General features: G+C 60.6%; 26 protein-coding genes. 8 read left to right on the top strand and 18 right to left on the bottom strand.

All coding sequences use genetic code 11. The features are described from left to right. Positions 1–164: 164 nt before the first annotated feature. Positions 165–554, top strand: a complete 390-nt coding sequence (locus HMPREF2808_RS04060; RefSeq protein ID WP_070520126.1) for a VOC family protein — start codon at positions 165–167, stop codon at positions 552–554. Here HMPREF2808_RS04060 and HMPREF2808_RS13295 read toward each other — a convergent pair. After that, positions 544–729: a hypothetical protein gene (locus HMPREF2808_RS13295; protein WP_141752575.1), complete on the bottom strand. Its 186-nt coding sequence runs from the start codon at positions 727–729 to the stop codon at positions 544–546. The genes HMPREF2808_RS04060 and HMPREF2808_RS13295 overlap by 11 nt on opposite strands. Positions 730–846: 117 nt before the next feature. On the opposite strand from HMPREF2808_RS13295, the gene HMPREF2808_RS12945 reads away from it, so the two are divergent. Next, entirely contained in the window at positions 847–984 is a 138-nt protein-coding gene (locus HMPREF2808_RS12945) for an AMIN-like domain-containing (lipo)protein (protein ID WP_230310862.1), read from the top strand. Between the two features lie 117 nt (positions 985–1,101). On the opposite strand, the gene HMPREF2808_RS04055 is transcribed toward HMPREF2808_RS12945, so the two are convergent. The 4 genes from HMPREF2808_RS04055 to HMPREF2808_RS04040 form a co-directional block, all read right to left on the bottom strand. After that, on the bottom strand, positions 1,102–3,372 hold the full coding sequence (locus tag HMPREF2808_RS04055; protein ID WP_070520124.1) for a polyribonucleotide nucleotidyltransferase: 2,271 nt from the start codon (positions 3,370–3,372) through the stop codon (positions 1,102–1,104). A gap of 141 nt (positions 3,373–3,513) precedes the next feature. Next, complete coding sequence (rpsO, locus tag HMPREF2808_RS04050; RefSeq protein WP_010190317.1) at positions 3,514–3,783, bottom strand: 30S ribosomal protein S15; 270 nt, start codon at positions 3,781–3,783, stop codon at positions 3,514–3,516. A gap of 80 nt (positions 3,784–3,863) precedes the next feature. After that, positions 3,864–4,781, bottom strand: coding sequence for a nucleoside hydrolase (locus HMPREF2808_RS04045; RefSeq protein WP_070623891.1), 918 nt, complete (start codon positions 4,779–4,781; stop codon positions 3,864–3,866). After that, entirely contained in the window at positions 4,782–5,762 is a 981-nt protein-coding gene (locus tag HMPREF2808_RS04040; RefSeq protein ID WP_070520120.1) for a bifunctional riboflavin kinase/FAD synthetase, read from the bottom strand. It abuts the gene before it with no gap. A 37-nt stretch (positions 5,763–5,799) separates the two neighbouring features. On the opposite strand from HMPREF2808_RS04040, the gene truB reads away from it, so the two are divergent. Continuing rightward, positions 5,800–6,693 (top strand): tRNA pseudouridine(55) synthase TruB, encoded by an 894-nt coding sequence (gene truB, locus HMPREF2808_RS04035; protein WP_070623888.1) that lies wholly within the window; start codon positions 5,800–5,802, stop codon positions 6,691–6,693. Here the strand turns inward: truB and HMPREF2808_RS04030 are convergent. The 9 genes from HMPREF2808_RS04030 to rimP all read right to left on the bottom strand — a co-directional run bounded on the left by HMPREF2808_RS04030 (position 6,690) and on the right by rimP (position 15,969). Further along, positions 6,690–7,364: a 4'-phosphopantetheinyl transferase family protein gene (locus HMPREF2808_RS04030; RefSeq protein WP_070623885.1), complete on the bottom strand. Its 675-nt coding sequence runs from the start codon at positions 7,362–7,364 to the stop codon at positions 6,690–6,692. The genes truB and HMPREF2808_RS04030 overlap by 4 nt on opposite strands. Continuing rightward, complete coding sequence (locus tag HMPREF2808_RS04025; RefSeq protein ID WP_070623882.1) at positions 7,357–8,178, bottom strand: metallophosphoesterase family protein; 822 nt, start codon at positions 8,176–8,178, stop codon at positions 7,357–7,359. The genes HMPREF2808_RS04030 and HMPREF2808_RS04025 overlap by 8 nt, the downstream gene beginning before the upstream one ends. A 44-nt stretch (positions 8,179–8,222) precedes the next feature. Beyond that, a complete protein-coding gene (locus HMPREF2808_RS04020; RefSeq protein WP_070623879.1) occupies positions 8,223–9,521 on the bottom strand; it encodes an MATE family efflux transporter in 1,299 nt (432 codons plus the stop codon). After that, entirely contained in the window at positions 9,522–10,484 is a 963-nt protein-coding gene (locus HMPREF2808_RS04015) for a DHH family phosphoesterase (protein WP_070623876.1), read from the bottom strand. After that, positions 10,485–10,928, bottom strand: a complete 444-nt coding sequence (rbfA, locus tag HMPREF2808_RS04010) for a 30S ribosome-binding factor RbfA (protein ID WP_070520108.1) — start codon at positions 10,926–10,928, stop codon at positions 10,485–10,487. Between the two features lie 150 nt (positions 10,929–11,078). After that, the gene (gene infB, locus HMPREF2808_RS04005) at positions 11,079–13,817 is read right to left on the bottom strand and encodes a translation initiation factor IF-2 (RefSeq protein WP_070623873.1); all 2,739 of its coding nucleotides are present in this window, start codon (positions 13,815–13,817) and stop codon (positions 11,079–11,081) included. A gap of 109 nt (positions 13,818–13,926) precedes the next feature. Then, a complete protein-coding gene (locus HMPREF2808_RS12940) occupies positions 13,927–14,262 on the bottom strand; it encodes a YlxR family protein (RefSeq protein WP_083304493.1) in 336 nt (111 codons plus the stop codon). Positions 14,263–14,382: 120 nt separating this feature from the next. Further along, positions 14,383–15,399: a transcription termination factor NusA gene (gene nusA / locus HMPREF2808_RS04000; RefSeq protein WP_070520103.1), complete on the bottom strand. Its 1,017-nt coding sequence runs from the start codon at positions 15,397–15,399 to the stop codon at positions 14,383–14,385. Between the two features lie 3 nt (positions 15,400–15,402). Then, complete coding sequence (gene rimP / locus HMPREF2808_RS03995) at positions 15,403–15,969, bottom strand: ribosome maturation factor RimP (RefSeq protein ID WP_070623870.1); 567 nt, start codon at positions 15,967–15,969, stop codon at positions 15,403–15,405. Between the two features lie 37 nt (positions 15,970–16,006). Between rimP and HMPREF2808_RS03990 the strand changes: the two genes are divergently transcribed. Next, positions 16,007–16,861, top strand: a complete 855-nt coding sequence (locus tag HMPREF2808_RS03990) for a hypothetical protein (RefSeq protein WP_070623867.1) — start codon at positions 16,007–16,009, stop codon at positions 16,859–16,861. A 30-nt stretch (positions 16,862–16,891) separates the two neighbouring features. On the opposite strand, the gene HMPREF2808_RS03985 is transcribed toward HMPREF2808_RS03990, so the two are convergent. Both HMPREF2808_RS03985 and HMPREF2808_RS03980 read right to left on the bottom strand, forming a co-directional pair. After that, the gene (locus HMPREF2808_RS03985) at positions 16,892–17,287 is read right to left on the bottom strand and encodes a DoxX family protein (RefSeq protein WP_070623865.1); all 396 of its coding nucleotides are present in this window, start codon (positions 17,285–17,287) and stop codon (positions 16,892–16,894) included. A gap of 27 nt (positions 17,288–17,314) precedes the next feature. Next, positions 17,315–19,084 carry a proline--tRNA ligase gene (locus HMPREF2808_RS03980; protein ID WP_070623862.1) on the bottom strand — a complete coding sequence of 590 codons (1,770 nt, stop codon included), beginning with the start codon at positions 19,082–19,084 and terminating at the stop codon, positions 17,315–17,317. 32 nt (positions 19,085–19,116) lie between these two features. Here HMPREF2808_RS03980 and yaaA point away from each other — a divergent pair, with 32 nt between their 5' ends. Next, complete coding sequence (yaaA, locus tag HMPREF2808_RS03975) at positions 19,117–19,839, top strand: peroxide stress protein YaaA (RefSeq protein WP_070623859.1); 723 nt, start codon at positions 19,117–19,119, stop codon at positions 19,837–19,839. 77 nt (positions 19,840–19,916) lie between these two features. Continuing rightward, complete coding sequence (locus tag HMPREF2808_RS03970; protein ID WP_070520090.1) at positions 19,917–21,041, top strand: ATP-binding protein; 1,125 nt, start codon at positions 19,917–19,919, stop codon at positions 21,039–21,041. Between the two features lie 10 nt (positions 21,042–21,051). On the opposite strand, the gene HMPREF2808_RS03965 is transcribed toward HMPREF2808_RS03970, so the two are convergent. Further along, the gene (locus tag HMPREF2808_RS03965; protein WP_185963201.1) at positions 21,052–22,365 is read right to left on the bottom strand and encodes a DUF4921 family protein; all 1,314 of its coding nucleotides are present in this window, start codon (positions 22,363–22,365) and stop codon (positions 21,052–21,054) included. Between the two features lie 51 nt (positions 22,366–22,416). Between HMPREF2808_RS03965 and HMPREF2808_RS03960 the strand changes: the two genes are divergently transcribed. Together HMPREF2808_RS03960 and HMPREF2808_RS03955 are read left to right on the top strand one after the other, a co-directional pair. Further along, on the top strand, positions 22,417–23,232 hold the full coding sequence (locus HMPREF2808_RS03960; protein WP_070623856.1) for a PhzF family phenazine biosynthesis protein: 816 nt from the start codon (positions 22,417–22,419) through the stop codon (positions 23,230–23,232). Next, a complete protein-coding gene (locus tag HMPREF2808_RS03955) occupies positions 23,225–24,613 on the top strand; it encodes a protein adenylyltransferase SelO family protein (RefSeq protein WP_070623853.1) in 1,389 nt (462 codons plus the stop codon). Before HMPREF2808_RS03960 ends, HMPREF2808_RS03955 begins: the two co-directional genes overlap by 8 nt. Before the next feature lie 289 nt (positions 24,614–24,902). On the opposite strand, the gene mqo is transcribed toward HMPREF2808_RS03955, so the two are convergent. Beyond that, entirely contained in the window at positions 24,903–26,405 is a 1,503-nt protein-coding gene (gene mqo / locus HMPREF2808_RS03950) for a malate dehydrogenase (quinone) (protein WP_070565585.1), read from the bottom strand. Between the last annotated feature and the right edge of the window lie 285 nt (positions 26,406–26,690).

Below are 26,690 nucleotides of genomic sequence, written 5' to 3'. Positions count from 1 at the left end.
GAATCAAACGACGACACCACTCCAAACAACCGCAAGGACAAGAAACCAAGAACACACCCACCGTCGAAAAGAACGACGACTGTATCACTCAGCCCTAGTCAGGTCTCCCCTGCTGCAGGCAGGGCCGTCGGCGTGGTTTCGTCATGCTCGTTTATATGGGGCGAATGCAGATCTACATTGCTTCAGTACCTGTCGATGACGTTGCTCGCGCGCACGACTTCTATGTCAATACGCTCGGCTTTCGAGTCAAGGTCGATGTGACCCACGGAGACTTTCGATGGCTCACGGTGACCAATGCTGAAGGTCAGGGAAATACGGAGCCCCTCCTCGAGCCAAAGGCCCACCCGGCGTCCAAGGACTACGCAGCAGCGCTCAAGGCCGATGGCATTCCTGCCACCCAGTTCTTGTCCGCAGACGTGGAGAAGGAATATAGGGAGCTCACTGAAAAGGGCGTGGATTTCACTATGGAGCCCACCGACGTCGGCCCCTCTATCATCGCTGTCTTCGATGACACCGTAGGAAACCTCATCCAACTGGTACAGCTTAAGAGATAGCGAAATTGTCGCGCCTAGTTTCTTCCGCTTCCATCGTCGCAATCATCACCGCTGTATGTATCATGCCGCTGGGCGGATGCGCGGATCGCGTCGCGGATACTTTACCGGCGCCGCTGGTCAGCACGATTCCGTCGAGCACAGGCACCGCCGATGCACCGCAGCAGTCCAGTGACACGCAAGCACCTCCTTCCCGGCAGGTAGCCAATGCCGCTGCTTTTAAGGAAGCGCTTTTCTCAACCTGGGAATCGAAGGCACCCCGTGGCCTTCCACTCCCCAGCTTGAAGAAAAATATATGAAGCCGGGAAATACACCTGGTGCCGGCGTGGTGAGCGAAGTCGTATACACCACCTCATTCGAGGCACAAACCCAACTGGTCATTGGCCTGAACAAGAAGACGCCGTATTCGGCGACTTTCCTTGAGCACCCCTAGCGCTTGGTACTCGATTTCCAAGAATAGCGGCCGCAGCAACGCTAAGGGCCCTGCCTCAGCTACTTAAGAGCTGGGTGGCAGGGCCCTCGTCCTAGTAGTTCCTAGGCGATCTGAGGATTAGTCCTCCTCAACCGGAACCAGGGAAATCTTGCCGCGGTTATCAATGTCCGCGATTTCAACCTGGATCTTGTCACCAACGTTGACGACGTCCTCGACCTTTTCGATGCGCTCGTCGCCGCCCAGCTTCGAGATGTGCACCAAGCCATCGCGGCCCGGGGTCAGGGAGACGAAGGCACCAAAGGCCACGGTCTTAACTACGGTGCCAAGGAAACGCTCGCCAACCTTGGGTAGCTGCGGGTTAGCGATGCCATTTACTCGCTCAATGGCTGCCTCAGCGGCTTCGCCGGTAGCGGCAGAGATATACACCGTGCCGTCTTCCTCAATGGAGACATCGGCACCGGTCTCCTCGGTGATGGCGTTGATGGTCTTGCCCTTCGGGCCAATGAGCTCACCAATCTTGTTCACCGGAATGGTCACAGAGGTAATGCGCGGAGCCAGGCCAGACATCTCATCAGGGCCTTCGATGACCTCAGCCATGGTGTCAAGGATGGCGGCACGGGCGTCGCGGGCTTGCTCGAGGGCGTCGGCAAGCACGTGCGAAGGAATGCCGTCCAATTTGGTATCCAGCTGCAGTGCAGTGATGAACTCGGAGGTGCCGGCGACCTTGAAGTCCATATCGCCGAAAGCGTCCTCAGCGCCGAGAATATCGGTGAGCGCCACGAACTTTTCCTTGCCATTGACCTCACCGGAAACAAGGCCCATGGCGATACCTGCCACCGGTGCCTTCAGCGGAACGCCCGCGTTGTAGAGGGACAGGGTGGATGCACAGACGGAACCCATGGAGGTGGAACCGTTGGAGCCGAGGGCCTCAGAAACCTGGCGGATGGCATAAGGGAAATCCTCGCGGGACGGGATAACCGGCAGCAAGGCACGCTCAGCCAGAGCACCGTGGCCGATTTCGCGGCGCTTCGGGGAGCCCACACGGCCGGTCTCACCGGTGGAATACGGCGGGAAGTTGTAGTGGTGCATGTAGCGCTTGGACTCCACTGGGGTCAGGGAGTCGATCTGCTGCTCCATCTTCAGCATGTCCAGGGTGGTCACACCCAGAATCTGGGTCTCGCCACGCTCAAAGAGGGAGGAACCATGGGCGCGCGGAACGAGATCGACCTCAACGCCGAGGTCGCGGATATCGGTGACGCCGCGGCCATCGATGCGGAATCCTTCAGTGAGGATCTTGTTGCGGACGATGGCCTTCATCACGGCATTGAATGCGTTGCGAATCTGCTTGGAGGCATCGGCCTCGTCAAGGTCATCAAAGTCCTCGATGAGCTGTGCCTCAACCTGCTCCATGTAGTCATTGGTAGCATCGTCGCGGTCCTGCTTGCCCGGGATGGTAAGCAGCTTCTCCAGCTTCTTGGAGGCAGCCTTTTCGACAGCAGCGTAAACATCATCACCATAGGCCGGGAAGAGCGGGAATTCCTGGGTCTCCTTGGCGGCGCGCTCGGCCAGGCCTGCCTGCGCTTCGCACAGGGTCTTAATGAAAGGCTTGGCAGCCTCAAGGCCCTCAGCCACGGTGGATTCCTGCGGAGCCGGGGCACCTTCCTTGATGCGCTCGGCCACGTTCACGCCGGCACCCGCCTCCACCATCATGATGGCGACGTCGTCCTTGCGGCCCTTCTTCACGATGCGGCCGGCAACGACCATCTCGAACAGGGCACGCTCGTGCTGCTCGTTGTTCGGGAAGGCCACCCACTGTCCCTTCGGGTGCTTGTCATCGGCAATCAATGCCATGCGCACGCCACCCACCGGGCCAGAAACCGGCAGACCGGAGAGCTGAGTGGAGGCAGAAGCACCGTTGATGGCAACGACGTCGTAGTACTCCTCCGGGTCCATGGAGAGAACCGTGACAACGACCTGAACCTCGTTGCGCAAGCCCTTGACGAAGGTCGGGCGCAGCGGGCGGTCGATGAGGCGGCAGGCCAGGATAGCTTCGGTGGAAGGACGGCCCTCGCGGCGGAAGAAGGAGCCCGGGATCTTACCCGCGGCGTACATGCGCTCTTCCACATCCACGGTCAGCGGGAAGAAGTCGAAGCCCTCACGCGGCTGGTTGGAAGCGGTGGTCGTGGACAGCAGCATGGTGTCCTCGTCCAGGTAGGTGGTCACGGAGCCACCAGCCTGTCGGGCAAGCTGGCCCGTCTCAAAACGGATAGTACGGGTGCCGAAATCGCCGTTATCCAGGGTGGCGATGGCCTCGGTAATGCCGTAGTCCTCGTCGATTGCGAACTCGACGGAGTTGTTCGTTTGATTCTTAGCGTTCTTAGCGCTCATATATGAAACTCTCCTTGGAGCTGTCATGGCGATCTTCGGTGCCGCCTCTTCTTCGATGTTTTCTGACAACGCCCAAGGATTTTAGCAGATGGGACAAGAAAACCCCCGCACACTTGGTGCGGGGGCTAAAAAGTCGAGCGCTTAGCGGCGCAGACCCAGGCGAGAAATCAGGTCGCGGTAACGGTCAACGTCGTTAGCAGCCAGGTACTTCAGCAGGCCACGACGGCGACCAACCATGAGCAGCAGACCACGACGGGAGTGGTGATCGTGCTTGTGATCCTTGAGGTGCTCGGTCAGGTTGTTGATGCGGGAAGTCAGCAGCGCAACCTGTGCCTCCGGGGAACCGGTGTCGGTCTCGTGCAGGCCGTACTCCTTAAGGATTTCAGCCTTCTTCTCGGTGCTCAAAGCCATGGAAAAATCTCCTATTGTATTTCAGTCCACATGAAATGTTGCGCCTAAAAAGCGCTGCCCGTGACTACTGTGGACCGCAGTCAGCAAGCCGAAGTAGAAGTATAGAGGCTGCCCAGCTTCGACATCAAATCCTCGACGAAGCGCGCGTCGTCGACAGCAACGGCCACGCGGGTGGTGGGATTCTCGAGGCGCTCAGGGTCACCGATGGTGCGCCCGTTCTCCTCACACCGCAGATTGAGGTCGAGGCATGTGACCAGCGAAGGATCCGCTGCCACTGCCACCGCCAAGGGATCGTGGAGCCCACAACCGCCGAGATGCGGAGACGTCGTTTTATAGGCGCGGATGTAGTAGTCCACGATGTCCGCGTAGATCCGGCCCGTCCGCGTGCCTCGCCACTGCTTCGTATGCTCCCTGGTGAGCAACGTGCGCAACGTGACATCGAGCCCCACCATCGTGAGGTTCTGTGCATGGCGGAAGACATAGTCCGTGGCTTGGGGATCTTGGAAGACGTTGGCCTCGGCATAAGGAGTGACGTTTCCGGGTACGCTCAACGCGCCACCCATCATCACGATGCGGGCGTTGCGGGCAAAGTCCGGGTCCTCGCGCATGGCGGCCGCAATGCTTGTCGACGGCCCCGTCGGCACTATAACCAGGTCCTCGCCATGCTCACGGACCGAACGGACAAGAAAACCCACCGCATCCTCGTATGCCTTGCGGCGCGGCGGTGGCAAGAGAACCTCGCCGAGGCCATTGCGTCCATGAATGAACGCCGAAATGGGAGCCACGTTAAAGCCTGGCCGGGTCGGGCCGGAAAAGACGGGGACGTCCGAGGCGTCGAGAAGCTCGAGCAACGCCAGCGAGTTGCGCACTCCCAAGGCCACCGGCACGTTGCCATAGGTGCCGGTGACCCCGATCAGCTCGAGGTCAGGGTGCGCAACGGCATAGGCGAGCGCAAGGGCGTCGTCGATTCCTGTGTCGAGGTCGAGGATGATCTTCATTTAGGCCTCACGGGCAAGAATCTCACGGACTCGGGCGACGTCGCGCTCCATAGCCGCTAGGAGCTCCTCAACGGAGTTGAATTTCTCCATGTCGCGCACGTGATCGACAAAATGCACGGTGGCCTCGTGGCCGTAGAGGTCGGCGTCGCGGTCCAGCACGAAGGACTCCACAGAGCGCTCCTCGTCGCCGAAGGTGGGGTTCGTGCCCACCGAAATGGCCGCTGGATAAGGAACGCCGGGTTCCATGTCTCCTTCCAAGGGCGCCCCAGTTGGCTCGACCACGAACCAGCCCGCGTAGACGCCATCGGCTGGGATGGCAACGGATTCCGGGAAATACTGGTTGGCGGTCGGGAAACCGAGTTCCTTTCCACCGCGCCCCGCACCACGCACGACGGGCCCAGTCACCGTGAAATGACGTCCCAGCGCCCAATTCGCGCGCGCGATATCGCCCTTGGCAAGAGCGGCGCGGATGTTGGTGGAGCAGATGCGCTCGCCGTCGTCGTCAAGCAAGGGCACGATGTCAACGTCGAACCCAAACTCGGTACCGAATTCCGCCAGCGCCTCCGCGGTGCCGGACGCGCCTGCGCCAAAGGTGAAGTTCTCCCCCACCACGACGTGTTCCGCATGCAAGCGCCCCACAAGGAGGTCTGTCACGTATTCGCGCGGCTCGACGCCCCGGAGCTCCTCAGTGAAATCGATGACGAGCACGGCCTCGATGCCCATTTCTTCCGCCAGTTGCATGCGACGCTCAAACGTAATGACGGACAACGGCGCGCGCTCCGGAAGGAACACCGAAACTGGGTGCGGATCGAAGGTCACCATGACCGCACTATGACCGTGTTCGCGCGCGTGCTCGACGGCCTTCGTCACGAGCTGCTGGTGGCCGCGGTGTAGGCCGTCGAAGACGCCAATTGTCACCGACGTCGGACCGAGGTCAGCGGGGATGCTATCGATTCCGTACCAAATATCCACGGGCACCATGCTATCCCACAGCAGACGGTGCCCTAGACTGCAGGGCATGACTGATCCGCTCGAACGTTCTGGCCTCGTGGTCGTCGACAAGCCCGCCGGCATGACCTCGCACGATGTCGTGGGAAAACTGCGGCGCTTCTTCCACACCCGCAAGGTGGGGCACGCAGGCACGCTAGATCCCATGGCCACGGGGGTGCTCGTCGTTGGCATTGAGCGCGGCACGAAATTCCTCGCCCACATGGTGGCCTCCACCAAGGCCTACGAGGCCACGATTCGCCTCGGCATGGCGACCCACACCGACGACGCGGAGGGGGAAAGCACGTGGGGTAAACCGGCAACCGCTGTGGAAGATTCAGCCATTGCGCAGGAAGTTGATGCCTTGACCGGCGATATTATGCAGCGTCCGGCAGCAGTGTCCGCGATCAAAATCGATGGCAAGCGTGCCCACGAACGGGTGCGGGCGGGCGAAGAGGTTGAGATTCCAGCTCGCCCGGTCACGGTCAGCCGCTTCGATATCCTCGATACGCGGCGCACCGGAGAGTTCATTGATCTGGACGTGGCGGTGGCCTGTTCTTCGGGCACCTATATCCGCTCGCTGGCTCGGGATTTGGGGGAAGCGCTCGGCGTCGGCGGGCATCTCACCGCGCTGCGCCGCACGGAGGTAGGGCCTTTTACGCTTGACGACGCCCTCCCCCTCGACACCCTCGAGACCTCCCCGAAGCTGTCCTTGAGCCTCGACGAGGCGCTCGCTCGTAGCTATCCGGTCTTGGAGGTCACCGATGACGAGGCCCAGGCCTTGGCCATGGGTAAGTGGCTGGAGCCGCGTGGGTTGAAAGGCACCTACGCGGCCGTCGACCCCCAGGGCCGATCCGTCGCCCTAATCAAAGAGAAGGGCAAGCGCCTGGCCACGGTTTTTGTCGCTCGCCCCTCCACTCTTTAGTTCTCAAAGTTGAGCGCCGGGACGGCGGCAGAGACGATGACATAGCCGTCCCGAATAATCCAGTGGCCGGTAATGAACGGCACCGGGGTCGGTCGCGCTAGGAGGTAGGAGACTAAAGTTCCGTCGAGGCGCAAGTCAATTTCGGCCTGATCGAAATCGAGCCACCGCCGCGTCATGGGGAACCACGTCTTGTAGGTGGCTTCCTTCGCACAAAACAACAGGCGGTCCGGGCAGGAGATGCCCGCCGCGCGGAGGCGGGACAACTGCGGCATCTCCCCTGGCCGGGCGATCATCGTCAACACGTGTTCCGGCAAGGGCTCCGCTGGCTCGGCGTCGAGTCCCATCGAGCGCACGTGTGTGGTGGGCGCTGCCACCGCTGCGCGCAACCCCTCGGTGTGCGTCATCGATCCCGTGTAGCCTTCCGGCCACAGCGGCATGCCCCGCTCACCGCGCAGAATAGGTTCCTCGCCGGTGTAATTAAGCTCCTTCAGCGCGCGGTGAGCGCACCAGCGGGCATCCCCAAATTCCGACTTGCGGACGTCCACGGCCTGCGAGACCACAGCGCGCTCCTCAGGGGACAGGTGGTGGAAATTGAGGAGATTAGTTATCGACTCATCCGTGCGAACGTAGCAGTAGCGCGCAGACTCTGGGAAGAGGGAAGGCTCAAGCATGCTCGGCCCTCCCCGTCGTCTCATCGATGCTGAGCACCGGATACGGCCACTGCTGGAGGCCACCGTGTGCCTGCCATTCACGCGGATACCCTAGCGAAACCTCGATGTGGTCCACGCCGTCGATATTGGCTCGGTTTGGCATGTGAAGATGTCCATAGACCACGGCTTTGGCGTTGTAGCGCCGCGGCCACGAACGCGTGTGGCGGGTACCGCACCACAAGGCCACTTCGGGCCAGCGCAAGTAGAGGGTCGGCTCCTGGACCAATGGCCAGTGATTGATGAGGACGGTCTCCCCTTCCACCCGGGACAGGCGCTTAATTGAATAGGCCAGCCGGTCCCAGCACCAAGCACGCACATCGACGAAGGGGGCGATAGCAAATTCATCGGTCATGACGATTTGCTTTTGCTTTGCGCTCGCAAGCTCTTGTTCGACCGTGGTCCCCGGCGGGCGAAAGCTGTAATCGTACAGCGTAAACAGCGGGACGACGGTCACTCCTCCGAAGACCGGATAAGGATCCTCTGGGGTGATCACGCCGATCTCACGGCAGCCTTCAACAAGCCGGTCGTATTTTGCGCGCCCCTTAAATGCATCCTGTCCCCGAGAAAAGAGCTCATGGTTGCCGGGCACCCAAATGACGGTGGCATAGCGGTTCTTCAGCCGCGCCAAGGTGTTGATCACCAGGTCAATGCGCTCGGCGACGTCCCCTGCGACAATCAACCAGTCATGGGGATTCGGTGGCACGAGTTCATCGATGCGCTCACCGTTGACTCGCACCGCCGCGTGGAGATCGGAGACGGCCCACAGAGTGGTCATAATGCCTCCTTCACACGAACATTCCCTCTACTTCTACCACAGGCTTAGACCCGCGCCCACCGCATCGAGCGAAAGCGCCAGACGACGCCTACCATGCGGATGAAGATGAACGCGGCGATCCCGCCCCATACTCCACTAAGCCCGGTGCCTAGAGCAAAAGCCAACCAGACGCCGGGAAGGAAGCCTAGAAGTACCGACGCCAAGGTCAGCGTGCGAAGAAAAGCTGCATCCCCAGCGCCGAGGAGAACGCCGTCCAAGGCGAAGACCACCCCGCCGATGATGACGAGGAAAGTCATAACCCACCAAGGCCCGGAGATCACCTCGAGGACTTCCGGGCTCGTGGTAAAGATCCGCGGGATGATCCCGGAACCAAGCGCAAGAATCACAGCAAGTCCAAGGGAGAAAGACGTCGAGTAGAGCGTCACCTTAGTACCCACCGTGCGGGCATAACGCGCTGAGCCTGCACCCAGTGCCGCGCCGGTCAAGGCCTGGGCGGCGATTGCCAGGGAATCCAGCACAAGGGACAAGAAGTTCCACAACTGCATCAAGATTTGATGCGCGGCCAGTTGTGCAGTTCCGATGCGCGAAGCCACAGCTGCTGCGGATAGAAAGGCCACTTGAAAACTCAAGGAACGCACAATGAGATCGCGCCCCAGCACGAGCTGCCGGCGTACGACGCGCCAGCGGACTTCCCACGAGCCGGTATGCTCGCGGCGCAGTTCCCTGAGGAAGAATGCCGCGATGATTCCCATCCCCAACACCGTGGCTAAGGCTGACCCCTGCAGCCCCCACAAGTGCACGAAAATAGGCACTGCACTAGCGCCAGGAATCATACCGGCAAGTGTGAAATACAAGGGCTTGCGGGTGTCTTGTACGCCTCGCATCCAACCGTTACCAGCCATCGTGATGAGGGTAAAGGGAATCGCGATGGCGGCGATGCGCAGCCACTGTGCGGTCCCCTTCGCTGTTTCGGGGTTGCCGGTCAACCAGGAGGCAAAGACCCCGGCGAAGAGCCACATAAGGACCGCTAGGACCAGGCCGACGCCGACCGCAACCCACGTGGCCTGAACGCCTTCGGCTACAGCTTCCTCACGTTTGCCTGCACCGAACAAACGCGAAGCACGCGCGGTTGTGCCATAGGACAAGAAGGTCAGCTGGGTAGTGACCACCGAATGGATCGTGGCCGCAGCCCCCAGCGAGGCCAGATCCTGCGCGCCCAACCGTCCCACTACCGCGGTGTCCAGAAGCAAATACAGCGGCATGGCCGCTAAGACACCCAAAGCGGGCACGGCAAGGCGGAAGACTTCCGCCGCAGAAACCTTGACGGGTTGCTCGGAAGCCATTTAAGACAACACACCTACCAGCTGCGCAATAACCTCCTCAGGCGTGCCGTGCGCGGTATAGCCGGCGGCTGGAATATGGCCTCCTCCGCCAAAGGTGAGGGCCACCTCGGCACAGTTCACTGCTGAGGAGCGCAAAGACACCGCCCACACTTCAGGGGCCTGTTCCTTGAACACAACCCCGATGTCTGTGCCTTTCAAGGCGCGGACATAGTCGACGAAGGACTCGATCGCGGAATCGGCATGCGTACTGACTTCCTCATGCGGCACGAAGAGGACAGCGAGGCGGTGCTCTCCTGCTGCTTCGATCCTGAGGCCCGAGAGGACGCGACCGATCATCTGTAGGTCATCGGCGGTGCTGGCATCCATAAGCTCCAACGCGATCTGCTTGGTATCAAGCCCATAGAGCATCAGGCGCGCGGCAATATCGTGCATCGCTGGGCGGCCCCACCGGAAGTTACCTGTGTCGGTCACTAGCCCGGCGTACAGACAGTGCGCGATGACGCGATCAATCTGGATGGACAGCCTATCTAAGATATCGAGCAACACCACCGTGGTGGACTCGCATACCGGATCCACCACATTGATCGCACCAAAGCCGTCGTTTGAAGCGTGGTGATCGATGCACAGGACGCGTCCAACGGCCGCCATCACCTCAATGCCCCGTGCTACCGATCCGGTCCGGTCGATCGATCCGCAGTCCACAGTGACATAAAGGTCATAGCCCTGCGGGAGCTCATCTACCAACTCGATTTCATCCACGGTGGGAATCGAAAACAGGTTGGCGGAAATGTCTCGGCGCTGGCCAATCACGGTGCGGGTCTGCTTACCGCGCTGACGAAGCGCCAAGGTGAGGGCCGCCGCTGAGCCAACCGCGTCGGCGTCGGGGCGCAAGTGGGTGATGATGCAAATGCTGCTGGCCTGTACCAGCGCATCAACTGCGGCTTCGTAGTTGGTTCGTGACACTTAGTCTTCTTCCTCATCCGAGGTCTTATATGGGTTCGCGTCCCCAGCCGGCTTCGCGCCTTCCTTCAGCTTGGCCAGTTCCGCATCGCGTGCGCGTGCGCGTGCAAGCACATCCTCCATGTGAGCGGAGGCTTCAGGGACGGTATCGAGCTCAAAAGACAAGGTCGGGGTAAAGCGAACGGACAGCTCATCACCCACGATCTTGCGCAATTGGCCCTTGGCCCTTGTGAGAGCTTCGGCCGCCTGGTCAAAATTCGGCTCGGAATCAATATCCGTTCCGCGCACCGTGTAATACACGGTTGCATCATGCAGGTCACCCGTAACGCGGGCATCTGTGATGGTAACCAGTTCGAGGCGGCGATCCTTAATCTGGCGTTCAATCGCACTCGCAACGATTGTCTGAATGCGCTTAGCCATGCGTGCGGCGCGTGCGTGATCAACCATGGTGAAGCTCCTTTGCGTACGGTTACTGGCAACTAGTCTAGGATACCGATTCGCCGCCGTTCGGCCGAAACGACTAAAGCCCAGCCAGAATATTTACTGGCTGGGCTTTAGTATCTGAGCTCTGTTACTGAGTGAAGAACTCAGGTGCGGCTAGTCGCGCGGGACCTCGACTTCTTCATAAGCCTGAATGATATCGCCCACCTGGATATCCGGGTAGGACAGAACCATACCGCACTCATATCCGGCGTTAATCTCGTTGGCGTCATCCTTCTCGTGGCGCAGGGACTCGATCTTGGCATCGGAGGTAATGACGTTTCCGTCGCGCACGAGGCGCACCTTGCCGTTGCGCTTGACCTTGCCCTCGGTGACCATACAACCGGCAATGGTGCCAACCGCGGAGGACTTGAACAGCGCGCGGATCTCCGCTGCACCGGTGTCGCGCTCCTCGTAGATGGGCTTGAGCATGCCCTTCAGCGCTGCCTCGACCTCTTCGATAGCACGGTAAATCACCGTGTAGTAGCGGATATCAACGCCCTCAGCGTTAGCTTCCTCGGTTGCCTTACCCTCAGCGCGGACGTTGAAGGCGATGATGACGGCGTCGGAGGCAGCAGCCAAGGTGACGTTAGTCTGCGTCACCGCACCAACACCACGGTCGATGATGTTGAGCTGTACCTCGTCGTCGACCTCGATATCCAAGAGGGCGTCTTCCAGTGCCTCGACGGAACCGGCGTTGTCGCCCTTGAGGATGAGGTTGAGCGTCGAGGTTTCCTTGAGCACGGCATCCAGATCCTCGAGGGAGACGCGCTTGCGCGCCTTCGCCTGCAGTGCGGAACGCTTGCGAGCATCGCGCTGTGCGGCAATCTGGCGAGCCACGCGGTCGTCCTCAACAACCAAGAGGTTATCGCCGGCGCCTGGTACGCCATTGAGGCCCTGCACCTGGACCGGGCGGGACGGACCGGCTTCTTCCACATCGTTACCGAATTCATCGAGCATGCGACGCACGCGGCCGTGGGCATCGCCGACCACGATGGAATCACCGATGCGCAGCGTACCGCGCTGGATGATGACCGTAGCCACCGGGCCTCGACCGCGGTCGAGGTGAGCCTCGATGGCAGAGCCCTGCGCGTCCATGTCCGGGTTAGCGGTGAGCTCTAGGGAAGCGTCCGCGGTCAGGATGACAGCCTCGAGCAGGTCGTCGATGTTGATGTTGTTCTTCGCAGAAATGTCCACGAACATCGTGTCGCCGCCGTACTCCTCCGGAACAAGTCCGTACTCAGTGAGCTGACCACGAATCTTGTCCGGGGAAGCTTCCGGCTTATCAATCTTGTTAACCGCGACGACCACAGGGATATCCGCTGCCTTCGCGTGGTTGATTGCCTCGATGGTCTGCGGCATCACGCCGTCATCAGCAGCAACCACCAGGATGGCCAAGTCGGTGGACTTAGCGCCGCGGGCACGCATGGCGGTAAACGCCTCGTGGCCCGGGGTATCCAGGAAGGTGATGGTGCGCGGACCGTCTTCAACGTCCACCGTGGTTTGGTAAGCACCGATGCCCTGCGTAATGCCGCCGGCCTCGCCCGCACCTTCGTTGGTCTTACGGATGGTATCCAGAAGGCGGGTCTTACCGTGGTCAACGTGACCCATCACGGTCACGACTGGCGGGCGCTTCTCAAGGGCTTCTTCGCCGCCCTCGTCCTCACCAAATTGCAGGTCGAAAGACTCGAGCAGCTCGCGGTCCTCATCCTCAGGGGAGACAACCTGGACCTCGTAATTGATCTCCGAGCCCAAGAGCTGCAGGGTGTCCTCAGATACGGAGGCCGTAGCGGTCACCATCTCACCAAGGTTGAAGAGCGCCTGCACCAATGCTGCAGGATCCGCACCAATCTTCTCGGCGAAGTCAGCCAGGGAAGCACCGCGGCGAAGGCGAACAACCTTACCGCCGCCGTCAGGCAAGCGTACGCCGCCTACCTCATGCTTCTGCTGCTCTTCAAACTCATGGCGCTTCTGACGCTTCGACTTCTTACCGCGACGCGGTGCGCCACCGGGACGTCCGAATGCACCAGCGGTGCCACCGCGGCGTCCACCGCGTCCACCACGGAAACCTCCGTGGCCTGGACCGCCGTGGCCTGGGCCACCACCGCGGCCGCCACGACCGCGACCGCCACCGCCGCTACCTGCGGCCTTCGACGGCATGCTGGCCGGATTCGGATGCGAAGGCATCATCGCTGGCGAAGGACGACGTCCACCACCACGGTTGCCATCGCCCTGCGGGCGTGCGCCGCCCTTACCGCCGCGGTTATCTCCAGGCTTGCCGCCAGAGCGCTGACCCTTGCTTCCGCCCGGGCGCGGCCCTGGGCTGGGTCGATCGCTGGAGCTACCCGTGGAGAACGGGTTATTGGCCACGCGGCGGGTACCGCCAGGCTTCGGCATAGAACGCGGGGTAACTGCGCGTTCGCCACCCTTGCGCTGTGCTCCGGGCTTGGGAGCGCCGCCCGGCTTCGGGGCACCGCCCGGCTTGGGAGCAGCACCCGGCTTGGGGGCGCCGCTCTGTGTCGGAGCAGCACCTGGCTTCGGGGCACCACCTGGCTTGGGGCCAGGCTTTGGCGTGGCTGCTGGCTTCTTTTCCGCCGGCTTCTTCTCTGCAGTCTTCTTGGCAGCAGATTTCTTGGCAGCGGAAGCAGGGGTGGCTGCAGACGCGTTCTTGTCTGCGGGCTTGTCGTTGCCACCCTTTGCTTCATAGTGTGCGCGCATCTTCTTGATCACCGGCGGTTCGATGGTCGAGGATGCGGTCTTGACGAACTCGCCTTGTTCCTTCAGCGTGGCGAGCAGTTCCTTGCTGGTTACACCGAGCTGCTTTGCCAACTCGTGTACACGTAGCTTTCCGGGCACTTGTCTCCTCTTTAATCTTTCTAGGAGCCAAGGCCGCGGAACACGGCTTGACCCCTAGTTAATGGCTATGGACTTTCATCGCTGATGCTGCTTCATCGTTGTGCGCTCATCAGTGTTCGGTCTTCCTTTTTAACTCTGGGCCGCACGGGCGATTGCCCGCCGACTGCACCTGCTGCTGAGCAGCGAGGTACTCACGTACGTGACCTGTGTCCACGTCTGTGGACAATCGGAGCGCGCGCCTGAAGGCACGGGTTCGCTCCGCCAGCTCTACTGCTTCCAGATCCGGTCTAATCCACGCTCCCCTCCCAGGAAGGCGGCGGCCTGGATCCGGAACAACACGGCGTCCTGAAGGATCGTCCCTATCGGCGACCACCCTGAGCAGTTCCGTGTCGGGATGCTTTTGACGCGTAGCAATACACGTGCGGAGCCGCTGTCCTTGAGACATCCAACTCCTTACGTCGTATCGCCACTATTCCTGCGCCACAGCATTCCTGCATGTGGGCCGTTGTCTACTCTACGCGAAAACGGGCCAAACCTTTAATCCCACCGCAGGCCCGTCGGAAAGCTAATCGCGAGCGGCATCAGAGTGAATATCAATCTTCCATCCAGTCAGGCGCGCCGCGAGGCGGGCATTCTGGCCTTCCTTACCGATTGCGAGCGAGAGCTGGTAATCCGGCACAGTCACCTTGGCCACTTGCGCCTCCGAGTCGAGGATCTCTACGCGCACGACCTTTGACGGAGCAAGAGCGTTGCCCACATAGACGGCAGGATCTTCGTTGAAATCGATGATGTCGATCTTCTCGCCACCGAGTTCACGCATCACGTTGCTAACGCGGGAGCCCTTCGGGCCGATACACGCACCCTTGGCGTTGAGGCCCTTGGCGTGGCCGCGAACGGAGATCTTGGAGCGGTGGCCAGCCTCGCGGGCAATGGCGATAATCTCAACTGCGCCGTCTGCGACTTCCGGGACCTCAAGTTCAAAGAGGCCGCGAACCAACTCTGGGTGAGTACGCGACAACGTGATCTGCACCTTGGCTCCGTTGCGGTTCACGCCTACGACATATGCCTTGACGCGGTCGCCGTGCTCGAGCTTCTCCCCCGGCAGCTGCTCAGCAGGCAGCAGGAAAGCATCCTGCGAGTCGTGTTCGGTACCCAGCTGCACCACGACGACGCCGCGCTTGTTCGCGTGAATATCGCGCTGGACGACGCCCGACACAACCGTTCCGGTGAGCTCCGAATAGGAATCGTAGGTTCGTTCCGCCTCATTCTCACGCAGCTTACGCAAGATGGCATCGCGGACCGCCTGCGCGCCGATGCGCCCAAAGTTGTCGGGAGTGTCGTCGTATTCACTAATGACCTCTCCAGTCTCCGGATCACTCTCGGTCACGACGACGGTGACAGCACCGCTATCGGCGTCGATGTCGACGCGAGACTTCGTACCTTCCGCCTTGGTCTCGGCTGACTCGGCACGGTGATCCAGGTAGGAATACAAAAGGGCACCCGCAATCGCTTCGAGCAGGTCCTTTACCGGGACGCCGCGCTCGCGCTGAATCGTGCGAAGTGCCTCTAGGTCAATATTCACTTGTTAGTCCTCTCGGGTTGCCGAGTTCTGCTCGGCTAAGTCGAACGTCTGCTGTGCCGCCTCCAGCTCCATAGCTGAAGGTTGGGCAAATTCAATTTCTACCACTGCGCGGCTTAGATTTTCCAATCGCTCAACCTGATAGCGCACCTCCTTTTTCACGGTGGTGATGAGCGCCACGGATTCTTCATCCTTGGACAGCGCTCCGATACGGGCGACGCGGGTCGTGCCAGGTTCCTCGGTGAGTGCGTAGCCCACGAGCCTTCCTTGGTTGCGGCGCCAGTGGCGCGGGGCGCTCAGCGGAAAGTCCACCCCCGGCGTCGACACCTCCAGGGTGTAACCCGCGCCAAAGTTGAGGGTGCCCGCTTCTTCCTGGGCATCAAAGAGCACCGAAATCTCCTGCGAGAGCTCCTCAATGAGATCAGAGCTTGGGCGTTCGTCACCGTCAACACGGATGATGACCTGAGATTTCTTTCCTGCACGAGTGGTCTTCACGTCTTCAACGTCGAGGCCGCGCGCGGCGGCGACAGGCTGCAGGATTTCGGTTAGTTGCGCGGGTGTTGGGAATGCCATGCGCTCTAGACTAGGACACCCGGGTAGGGTCTATCGCGTGAACCGCCGAGTAGTTGTGCCCACCCTCTTAGTCTGCGCCGCCCCCTGGCTGGGCGGCTGCCAAGCCACCGACGCGATCGTGGATTATTTTGGCCCCCATGCAGACCCTACGTTGACCTCTCTGGCTCACGATGCCAGCGCCGACGCCCACGCACTGCAGAAACTCGATCCCGATGCCGCGTCCCTGCGCGCACAGCACGCAGACGAGCTTTACTCCGAAATTGAGCGCCTCTGCGGCCGCGACGAGGAAGGACACGTTCCGCGCTCCTGCGAAGTGAATCGTGAGGGTGAAGCACACGAGGCCACTGATGCGGCTGCCGTGCTTGCCGCAGCTTCTTCATCGACTGAAGAGCAGCTTGACGCGGTCTCCCCGGAATCTCGGCCCTTGCTCGTCGCCCAAGCCATCGCAATGGAGGCCCGCTCCACCGATGAACCGGGCGCTGTGCCGGAGCTGACGGAGGATGACGCTGACCTCGCCACCGAACTCTTGGACTGGGAATACCAGCAGGTGTATGCCTTGGACTTTGCTCGTTCCTATGTCACACCTGACGTCGAAGAGCTGGTTGATGAGCGCCTCGCTCTGCACGAGAACCGCGTCCTCGCGCTCCAAGAAGCAGTAGCCAAAATCGGACCAGTGCCACAGCCCGCAGCGGCCTACACCTCGTCCTCCGGTGAGCTGCCCGTAGACGCCGCCTCAGCGCGCGCGTTCCTTGACTACGTCGCGCATAGTGACACGGTGACATGGGCCTCCGCCGCCTCACAGGAGGTGCCCGACCAAGCGGCACCCAATGCTGAATGGCGAAGCTGGCTTATTTCTGTAGCCGCCCAATCTCACCGCATCAGTGCAGCTTGATTCCTTCCTCGCGGGCTCGATTTTCCTGCGCTACCGACGTTTGGCGTTCTTTTCGGCGTACAGCGACCAGGCATAGCGCATGACCGGAATCTGCAACGGCAGACGCACCGCATGGTAGATCTTCTTGCCGGTTGATGCCTTGCCGCTTTCTAAGTCCCTGTAGGCCTGGTAGAAGTTCGCCGGCCACACGGCGGCGAGCAAAGCTAGGGCTGAAAGGCCGCCTGCAGGCCGCGTCGATGGGTTCGCCAGGAGTGCACCGGTCACCACTTCCCAGGCGCCGGAGGTGAAGTTGTAGAAGCGAGCCGACCCTGGAAGTTGTGGCGGGATGATGGACTCGAAGGGCTTCGGCTTAGCAAAATGCAGCACTCCCATGGCAGAGAGTGCTGCAGCCATTGAATATGTCAGTGCGGGGTGGTGAGAACTCATACCCGCGAGCCTACGCGCTTAACGCACCTAGCCGCGGATGAGCTCCGTTAAGGTGTCCACGATGGAGTCTGCGGGGACCTCACGGGTTTCGCCGCCACGGATGCGCAACTCAATGATGCCGTCCTTGAAGGAGCGGCCCAGGATGGCGATGAACGGCATGCCCAGAAGCTCCGCATCCTTGAACTTCACCCCCGGGGAAACCTTGGGGCGGTCGTCAAAAAGCACCTCGATGCCAGCGCGATCCAGATCCTCCACCAGCTTCTGGCCGGCCTCGAGGGCAGCGGCGTCCTTGTTGGCCACGGCCACGTGCACCTGGTAGGGCGCCACGGCCACCGGCCAGTTGAGGCCCTTCTCATCGTGGCGCTGCTCCGCCAGCACGGCGAGCATGCGCGTGACACCAATGCCATAGGAGCCCATGGTCGGCACGGCGCGCTTGCCGTTTTCATCCAGAATCTGGACGTCGAATGCTTCGGTGTACTTGCGGCCCAGCTGGAAAATGTGGCCAAGCTCGATGCCGCGCTCCAGGGTCAGAGTGCCCTGACCATTCGGTGCCGGGTCACCTTCCTTGACCTCCGCAGCCTCAATGAATTCATCAACGGTGAAGTCACGGCCGGCAACGCAGCCCACCACGTGGCGGTTCGGGGCATCCGCGCCAGTAATCCACGACGAACCGGAAACTACGCGCGGGTCGGCATAAACCTTCACGTCATGAGCGTTGAGGACACGCGGGCCAACGTAGCCCTTGACCAAGAAGGGGTTCTTCTTAAAGTCGCCCTCGCCGGCGAGCTCAAACTCGACCGGCTCCAGCGAAGCCTCCAAGCGCTTTTCATCCAGCTCGCGGTCGCCCGGAATGAGGACGGCGGCCAGCTCCCATTCCTTCTCTTCCTCAGCGGCCGCGGGCGCAGCCACCTTGATCATCATGCATTTGAGGGTGTCTGCGGCGGTGACCTCGTGGCCGTCGACAGTAATGCCGGCGCTGTTAGCCCACTCCACCAGGGACTCGATGGTCTCGGCGTCCGGGGTTTCGTGCTCCTGTGCCTCCGGCAGACCGTCGAAGGGAATCTCGTCGGGCGCCTGAGTCACTACTGCTTCCACGTTGGCTGCGTAGTCTCCCTCCGTGGCGCGGACGAAGGTATCCTCACCCACCTCGGACACGGCAAGGAACTCCTCAGAGGCCGAGCCACCCATCGCACCGGAGGTGGCCTTGCAGATCGCGTAATCGATCTCTAGGCGGTCGAAGATGTTCTGGTAGGCCTTGCGGTGGCGGGCATAGGACTCATCGAGCCCCTCATCCGTCATGTCGAAGGAGTAGGAGTCCTTCATGGTGAACTCGCGGCCGCGCAGAACGCCAGCGCGCGGGCGCTCCTCATCGCGGTACTTCGTCTGAATCTGGTACAGCGTGACCGGGAAGTCCTTGTAGGAGGAATACATATCCTTCACCGCAGTGGCGAACATCTCCTCATGAGTCGGGCCCAGCAGCATGTCTGCACCCTTGCGATCCTTAAGCCTGAACAAGTTATCGCCGTATTCCGTCCAACGGTTCGACTGCTCATAAGGATCGCGCGGCAGCAGCGCCGGGAAGAGCATCTCCTGGCCACCGATGGCGTTCATTTCCTGGCGGATAACGTCTTCGATCTTGCGCATGGCGCGCAGTCCCAATGGCAACCAGGTGTACACACCCGGCGCGACGCGGCGCACATAGCCTGCGCGGACGAGAAGCTTGTGGCTGGGGACTTCGGCATCAGCCGGATCCTCACGAAGAGTGCGGAGGAAAAGCTCAGAAAGACGTGTAATCATGGTTGCTCAGTCTACATCGCTAGCATGTAGCCATGCTGATCATCCTCCCTCCTTCTGAGACCAAAGCACACGGCGGCAGCGGCGCGCCCCTCAACTGGGAAGAGCTCTCTTTCCCCGCGCTGAATCCAATACGCCAAGAAATCGCTGCTGAATTGTCTTCTTTGCCCCTCGACGAGGCGCAAAAGGTGCTCAAGCTCTCGGAAAAGCTGCGCGGGGAAGCCGAGTCCAACCGCGAGTTGGCGTCCTCCCCCACCATGCCCGCGCTGGAGCGGTTTACGGGCGTGCTTTACGACGCCCTCGATTCCCCTTCCCTTCCCCCAGCCGCGCGTCAACACCTCGCTGTGGGTGATGCGCTCTTCGGGTTGCTGCGCGCCGATGATCTCATCCCCCACTACCGGCTTTCAGGTGGCACCAAGTTGGGCGGGAAGACTCTCAAGTCTCGCTGGGGTACGGCCATCACTGATGAGCTGCGCGCGCTTATCGACGCCCACGAGTTCCTCATCGACATGCGCTCGGGCACCTACCAACAGCTGGGCAAGCTCAAAGAAGCCTCCACGGTGCGCGTGGAGTCAGTGCAAGAGGATGGCTCCCGCAAGGTGGTCTCTCACTTCAATAAGCACTACAAGGGCGAACTCGCCCGCGTGCTGGCCTTGCAAGGCGAGAATGTCTCCTCCCTCGAGGATGCCGCCCGCGTAGCCCAAGAGGCAGGCATGAGCACCGAACTGCGCGGCACCGAGCTGGTGCTCGTGGTCTGATTTATCTATTTATCAATTTATCTACGCCCGCCGATTTATCTATTTATCAATTTATCTGCCTGCTATATACTTCCAGCATGACTGGAAACCCTTTTCGCCCAACCTTTGGTGCCAGCCCACTTAAGTGGGCTGGCCGCAGTGCGGTCCTCAATGACTTCACGGTTGGGCTCGACGGCGGAGTTGGCAACCCTAATCGCGCAATGCTTATTAGCGGTCATCGTGGGATGGGCAAAACGGTCCTGTTGACTGAGCTCGAGGACATCGCAGCCCAACAAGGATGGGCTGTTATTCGAGTCAGTGGTCGAAGCAATTCAGTCACTCAGCTCATCGACTCCATCATCCCAGAAAAGATCAACCAGCTGGCTTCTCCATCAACCCGTCGAATCAAAGACATACGTATAGCGGGCCTCGGTGGCATTGGTACTGAAGAGATTGGTACGCCACCAGTGCCAACATTAGAATCGCGCTTGCGCGAACTCTCCGCTCATCTCCGAGACAGCGGAATTCTACTTACTATCGATGAGATTCAGGACGCCGATCCTCATGACCTTGAGATAATCGCAGTCGCATTCCAGCATCTTGTTCGCGATGAACTCGACGTTTCCATCGTGATGGCAGGGCTTACTGCCGGTGTTGACAAGCTTCTACACCTGCCGGGAACAACGTTTCTGCGCCGTGCCCGCAGATTTCACCTAGGACCTGTTAACCCGCAAGCTACGACCAGCGCTTTCAAAGATACGGCAGCTTTGACTTCGATTGCTTTCAACGACGAAGCCGCCGACCGCGCTACTGAAGCGAGCCACGGTTATCCCTTCCTCATCCAGCTCATCGGGTACTTGGCCTGGAACGCTGCATCCCAAGCCAGTGAGACGACCATTTCCTCAACAACCGTCGACGCAGTTCTTGGTGAGGCAATCACGACAATGGGAACCCAAGTGCACGATCCTGCGGTACGTGCGCTCAGCCAACGACAACTTGAGTACCTTCACGCGCTGGCTGATATCGCAGATGAGGCGGGGACGGCCACATCTGGCGCTATCGCTCACGAGCTGAAGACAACGACGACGTCTCTCAGTGAAGTGCGCGCGCGTTTGCTAGAGCAGGGGCTTATCGATGCCCCACGGCACGGCACGGTTGCTCTCGCCCTGCCGTACCTCCGCGATTATCTTCACGCAGGCGGCGAACAAACCTACGTGGACTAAACGTTACTGATTACACCAGCGGGTTATAACGCAAACTATTGCGTTTGAGCTCGCACTCAGTGGCGATAGAGATGCCGGAGGCAATCTTTCCGCGCTCACGAAGGCGGAACATGGCGTCCACGACGCGATCACGCAAGCCCCATGGATCGATGGTGTTGATGTAGACCTTCGTGCCGCCTTCAAAGCCGGCCAAGGTCGATACCCTGAGCTTGATCATCACGCGCCACGGCTGCGGCAGATCCACGCTGGGTGGGCGGTGGTGCCACTCTTCATTGCATGCCACATCCGGCCCCACTGCGGCGTGTGCTGCATGGATCAGATCCGACATCCCGCGGACTTCGCCAGGTGTTTGTGCCCATGGTTCGCAGCGGGGCGACTTGGAGAAGATCTCCAGGGTGGGATACCTGTGGCCAAAACCAGCGAAGAGCACCGCATAGTCATTCTCTGCGATAACGAGGTTGCGCTTTGCCGCATACCCAACTGCCCAATCGTTGTACATGTTGGGGTGTGCGCGCAGAATCGCATTTTCTTGCTGGGCTGCCATGCCCAGAGCATCAATTGCGACGAGCTGCTTGTGCAGGTGGTCGAAGGACGCGCCCGCCGGTGCCAGCCAGTTCTGGAACACGGCGACATAAGAGGCATAGCGGTTTCGCTGGTAGAGCTCGCGCGTTGATTCCGCAGTAAACGTGGTGAGCAGGAAGTGCTCATCGGGGCTCAGCGTGCCGGAGGAAGCCAGCTGACTGTCGTCGACCGCACCTTCCACGAAGTGGCGCGAAGAAATGATGACATCGTGCCCACCGCCGAAGAAGCCATCGGCGAGGGCGAGGAGGGAGTCGTCGTCCAGCGCGGCATCCTTACCCGCCGCCTTGAGCTTGGTGCGCACCACGTTGAGTACGTGCTGGCGCCCGGCCTCGTCGTCCTCGTAGCGCTCCTTGTGCTGAGCCAGGTCTGGGTCCATGGTGAAGCCATAGTTCTCGTGCCAGTAGTCATAAGACACGATCTCAAAAAGGTTCGGGACTCGGCGAAACACCGGCTGAGACTTATCCAGCTCGTGCGGAAGCAGCCCGCGCTGAATCTCCCCTGAGGCCAGGATTCGGGACTTTTCCGGCGGGGTATCCAGCATGCGGCCTGAACAAAAGGCACAACTGTGCGTCAGGGCATCGGCCGCCAGGGGCTGCGGCTCCTTCGCCGGATGAGAGAGCGGGCGATTGCCACGTCCGGGCACCGTCCACACCTCCGTTCCAGAGAAAGGGTTGACCTGTTTGACGGTCCCATCCGCCATGGTTTGGATAGGTTCGACGCGGCTAAAAAGTGCTTCGCTCATGCAGCCCAGCGTAGACCTCCCCACCTACCGGTGCGACTAGACTTAAGCCCCATGCAGCACCGATTCTTTGAAGTAGATGTCTTTGCCACTGGACCGTTCACCGGTAATCCCCTCGCCGTGGTCGCGGATGCCGATGGTTTAAGCACCGAAGAAATGCAGCGCATCGCGCACTGGACCAATTTCTCTGAGACAACCTTCCTGTGCTCGCCTACAGATCCAGGCGCGGACTACCGAGTGAGGATTTTTACACCCTACGAGGAGTTTCCTTTCGCCGGCCACCCCACGCTGGGCAGCGCGCGCGTGGCAGCAGAATTGCTCGGAAAGAACGACACCCTGATTCAGGAATGCGGAGTTGGGTTGGTCACCGTGCGCCAAGAAGAGGGCCGCTTCGCCTTCGCTACCCCGCCCTTGGTGCGTGACGGGGCGCTCAACGACGCGGAGCAGGCCGAAGCGGCAGCTGTCCTCGGAATCGGCCAAGAGAGCATCGTTGACTCCGGCTGGGTGGACAACGGTCCTGGCTGGCGCCTAGTCCAACTCGAGTCTGCCGAGGCCGTGCGCGGGCTTAACCCCACGCCCACCCCGGGCGTCAAGGTAGGCGTGGTCGGCCTCACCGAAGCCGAAGATCCGGCATACGAAGTCCGCGCCATCACCGGGCAATTCGAGGATCCCGTCACAGGTTCTTTCAACGGCGGAGCGGCCCAATTCCTCCGCGCCAAGGGTGTTGTACCTGCCCGCTATACCGCTGCACAGGGCAGTCAGGTAGGACGCAATGGCCGCGTCTATATCGATGACGATGGCGAAGACATCTGGGTCGGCGGCAACGTCCACGTTCGCGTGCGCGGAACACTGGAGTCTCGCGATGTCTGATGCCTCCCTCCCTTTCGAGCTACGCAGCGAATTCGCCCAACGCCTTCCCCACATGGTCACGGCGAGCCGGGGCGAGGAACAGCCAACGGCGCGATTGGTGGTGCTCAACGAAGAGCTAGCCACCGAACTGGGTCTCGACCCGGACTGGCTGCGCAGCGAAGATGGCCTGGAGTTTCTCCTCGGCCGCGGTCCAGTTACTCCCCACGCAATGACCTACGCCGGCTTTCAGTTCGGCCAATACAACCCGACAATGGGTGACGGCCGCGCCCTGCTCTTGGGCGAAGTCACCGGCCCCACCGCTGCGCACAACCCCACGGGCCTCTGGGATCTGCATGCCAAAGGGACAGGACTAACCCCCTATTCGCGCTATGGCTCTGATGGGCGCGGCACGCTGCGCTCAATGCTGCGTGAATATCTCTTCTCCGAGTCGATGCACGCCCTCGGTGTGCCCACCACGCGGTCGCTGGCGGTCATCGGGACCGGCCGTCCCATTCAGCGCCAGATGGTGGAGGAAGCAGGCGTTCTCGTGCGCGTTGCCGCGAGCCACATCCGTGTTGGTTCCTTCCACTTCGCCGCGCACTCGCAGGTGCCCGGGTTACTCCAACAGCTCGCCGATTACACCATTGAACGCCACTACCCTGGCGCCGACTACCGAGAGCTGTTTACCCGCGTCATGGACGCACAGGCAGCGACGGTTGCCGGGTGGATGCAGGTGGGTTTCATCCACGGCGTGATGAACACCGATAACACCACGCTATCTGGTGAGACGATTGACTACGGGCCGTGCGCGTTCTTGGAGAGCTATGACCTCAATACCTGGTTTAGCTCCATCGATACGCAGGGTCGCTACCGCTTTGGGCGCCAGCCCGACATGCTGGGGTGGAACCTTGCGCGGTTGGCGGAATCACTGCTGCCGCTTTTCGACGTCTCCCCCAACGCCGCCCTCACCTGGGCTCAGGCGGCCATCAATTCCTTTGGCGAGCGCTATGAAAAGGCGCGCCGCCGCGAAGCCGCGAACCGTTTGCAGATTCCCGATGAGCTCTTCCAGGACTATAGTGCGGCCCTTGCACAGTCCGCTCCGGATCTCACGCAGGCCCACCGCAGTCTCGTCAGCGCAGCGGCGGGTGAACCGGCAGAAGCCTATGAGATGTTTGGTGACGCTCGATTTGTTGATGCCTACCGTGCTAGTGGCCCCAACGTCGAGTCTCTCAAGCAAACCGTGCCCCGCGTGATTCCCCGCCCGCGTCTGGTCGAGGCCGCACTGAGCGATGCTGAAGAATTCCCCCGCTTGCTTCACGCCACCACGCGTCCCTTTACTGCCGCACCAGAATACGAGCAACCGGGTGGCACGGAAGGCTACCTCACCTACTGCGGAACGTAAGAGAAGAAAAGGAAAACACACCGCCGCCCCGAGGCCTCCGTAGGAAAGGAAACGGAGTCTCAGGGCGGCGGTGCGTCTCTATCTTTCACTGCCACGCTCCCGGTCGGTTTCTCAGGCCGACCGCCCCGCGCGGCTGGGGTTCTCTCTATCTCTCTCGCATGCGCTCTCTCAAACGCACACCATTATTATGGGGCGCTCTCCTTGGTGGAGCGTTCCGGTGCACTGGACGCTCCCTGCCAGTTACTGAGAATTACCTGCGAGGCAGGCACCTACGAGCCGAAAGGAGAATTTACTTGGACTCAAGCTGCAGGGTCTTCTGCGTGTACTCCCACATCTCGTTGTAGAGCTTCTTGTCCTTGGAGAGCTTGGTGCCGTAGGAAGGAATCATTTCCTGAATCTTATCGCCCCACTGGATCATGTGCTCACCGAAGCAGCGCTCGAGCAGCTCCACCATGATGGCCGGGGTGATGGACGCTCCCGGGGAAGCGCCGAGCAGGCCAGCAATGTTGCCCTCAGGGTTATTGATGAGGGTGGTACCGAACTCCAAGGAACCGAACTGCGGTGCACCCGCCGGCTTAATCACCTGGACGCGCTGGCCGGCGATGACGGTCTCCCAATCTGCCGGGTCTGCGCTCGGTACGTACTCCTTCAGGGTCTCGACGCGCTTGTCGAAGTCCTTGAGGACCTCAGTAACCAGGTACTTGGTCAGGCCGAACTCCTGTGCCGCAACGCCCAGGTAAGAGGTGATGTTATCCGGACGAATGGACTTAAACAGGTCCAGGTAGGAGCCCTTCTTGAGGAACTTCGGGGACCAGCCGCCGTACGGACCAAACAGCAGGCCTTGCTCGCCATCAATGACGCGGGTATCCAGGTGCGGCACGGACATCGGCGGAGCGCCCACAGCAGCCTTGCCATAAACCTTGGCGTGGTGCTGCTTAATCAGATCCGGGTTCTTAGAACGCAGCCACAGACCGGAAACCGGGAAGCCTGCGAAACCAGAAACCTCACGGACCCCAGCCTTGCGCAGCAGGTCGAGCGCGTAGCCGCCTGCACCCACGAAGACGAACTTGGCGTGGACTGCCTCGTAGTCACCGGTGTGCAGGTTCTTTGCCACCACGCGCCACTTGGAACCATCGCGCTTGATATCGACGACCTCGTGGCCGTAGCGGATCTCGGTACCCGCTGCCTTAGCCGCGGTGAAGAACTGCTTCGCCAGGGCACCAAAGTTGACGTCGGTACCAACTTCGGTCCAGGAAATAGCGACCTTCTGAGCGTTGAAGTCACGGCCTTCCGACATCAGAGGAAGCTTTTCCTGGAAGGTAGCGTCATCATCGCTGAACTGCATGTTCGGGAACATGTGGTTGTCCTTCAGCGCATCGAAGCGACGCTTCAGGTAGTCAACCTGGATGGAACCCTGCGCAAAGGACACATGCGGAACTGGATTGATGAAGGCCTTCGGGTCCGTCAGAATGCCGTTGTTGAGCTGGTGGGACCAGAACTGGCGCGAAACCTGGAACTTCTCATTAATGTTCATGGCCTTGGAAACATCAATGCGGCCATTCTTCTCCGGGGTGTAGTTCAACTCACACAACGCGGAGTGGCCAGTACCAGCGTTATTCCACGGGGAGGAGGATTCAAGCGCAGGGCCGTCCAAGCGCTCGAAGACCATCTGGGTCCAGCTGGGCTCGAGCTCACGCAGCATGGCGCCGAGGGTGGCGCTCATAATACCTGCACCAATGAGTGCGACCTCAACCTCGTCTACTACTTGTGCTGTCTTCTTATCGGAGGACACTGTACTTATTACCTCTTTAAGTCGATGTATTCGATGTGGTCAAATGCCCCGCACATGTGGGTGCACAGGGCGCGGTGAGAAAGCGCTCGACGATGCTAGGGTCCAAGCTGGCATACAGACCACCCCTGCGGAAGGTCCGTCAAGCATTAATTCCACTTTACGCCCCTTATTGCGAAATAGGCATTCCTGAAAAAATAAATGCCCGATTTCGAATTTGTTACCCCATTTGTGGTGCAGGGTGTTTCCCGTCAGCGCTCCGCTCTGCCAGATGCATCTGGCCGCGCG

Source organism: Corynebacterium sp. HMSC078A10, assembly GCF_001811565.1.
Taxonomy (GTDB): Bacteria; Actinomycetota; Actinomycetes; order Mycobacteriales; family Mycobacteriaceae; genus Corynebacterium; species Corynebacterium hesseae.
The sequence above is the reverse complement of the archived record's forward strand: the minus strand, read 5'-3'. Positions and strand labels throughout refer to the sequence as shown.

Bases quoted from the DNA above. Each gene is read 5' to 3' on its own strand.
- HMPREF2808_RS03970 (WP_070520090.1), top strand. From the start codon at position 19,917: ATGACTGGAAACCCTTTTCGCCCAACCTTTGGTGCCAGCCCACTTAAG.
- HMPREF2808_RS12940 (WP_083304493.1), bottom strand. From the start codon at position 14,262: ATGTCTCAAGGACAGCGGCTCCGCACGTGTATTGCTACGCGTCAAAAG.
- HMPREF2808_RS04060 (WP_070520126.1), top strand. From the start codon at position 165: ATGCAGATCTACATTGCTTCAGTACCTGTCGATGACGTTGCTCGCGCG.
- HMPREF2808_RS04045 (WP_070623891.1), bottom strand. From the start codon at position 4,781: ATGAAGATCATCCTCGACCTCGACACAGGAATCGACGACGCCCTTGCG.
- HMPREF2808_RS04025 (WP_070623882.1), bottom strand. From the start codon at position 8,178: ATGACCACTCTGTGGGCCGTCTCCGATCTCCACGCGGCGGTGCGAGTC.
- HMPREF2808_RS04040 (WP_070520120.1), bottom strand. From the start codon at position 5,762: ATGGTGCCCGTGGATATTTGGTACGGAATCGATAGCATCCCCGCTGAC.
- HMPREF2808_RS04030 (WP_070623885.1), bottom strand. From the start codon at position 7,364: ATGCTTGAGCCTTCCCTCTTCCCAGAGTCTGCGCGCTACTGCTACGTT.
- truB (WP_070623888.1), top strand. From the start codon at position 5,800: ATGACTGATCCGCTCGAACGTTCTGGCCTCGTGGTCGTCGACAAGCCC.
- HMPREF2808_RS03980 (WP_070623862.1), bottom strand. From the start codon at position 19,084: ATGATTACACGTCTTTCTGAGCTTTTCCTCCGCACTCTTCGTGAGGAT.
- rbfA (WP_070520108.1), bottom strand. From the start codon at position 10,928: ATGGTTGATCACGCACGCGCCGCACGCATGGCTAAGCGCATTCAGACA.
- yaaA (WP_070623859.1), top strand. From the start codon at position 19,117: ATGCTGATCATCCTCCCTCCTTCTGAGACCAAAGCACACGGCGGCAGC.
- HMPREF2808_RS12945 (WP_230310862.1), top strand. From the start codon at position 847: ATGAAGCCGGGAAATACACCTGGTGCCGGCGTGGTGAGCGAAGTCGTA.
- rpsO (WP_010190317.1), bottom strand. From the start codon at position 3,783: ATGGCTTTGAGCACCGAGAAGAAGGCTGAAATCCTTAAGGAGTACGGC.
- HMPREF2808_RS03955 (WP_070623853.1), top strand. From the start codon at position 23,225: ATGTCTGATGCCTCCCTCCCTTTCGAGCTACGCAGCGAATTCGCCCAA.
- HMPREF2808_RS03960 (WP_070623856.1), top strand. From the start codon at position 22,417: ATGCAGCACCGATTCTTTGAAGTAGATGTCTTTGCCACTGGACCGTTC.
- HMPREF2808_RS03965 (WP_185963201.1), bottom strand. From the start codon at position 22,365: ATGAGCGAAGCACTTTTTAGCCGCGTCGAACCTATCCAAACCATGGCG.
- HMPREF2808_RS03985 (WP_070623865.1), bottom strand. From the start codon at position 17,287: ATGAGTTCTCACCACCCCGCACTGACATATTCAATGGCTGCAGCACTC.
- rimP (WP_070623870.1), bottom strand. From the start codon at position 15,969: ATGGCATTCCCAACACCCGCGCAACTAACCGAAATCCTGCAGCCTGTC.
- HMPREF2808_RS04055 (WP_070520124.1), bottom strand. From the start codon at position 3,372: ATGAGCGCTAAGAACGCTAAGAATCAAACGAACAACTCCGTCGAGTTC.
- HMPREF2808_RS04020 (WP_070623879.1), bottom strand. From the start codon at position 9,521: ATGGCTTCCGAGCAACCCGTCAAGGTTTCTGCGGCGGAAGTCTTCCGC.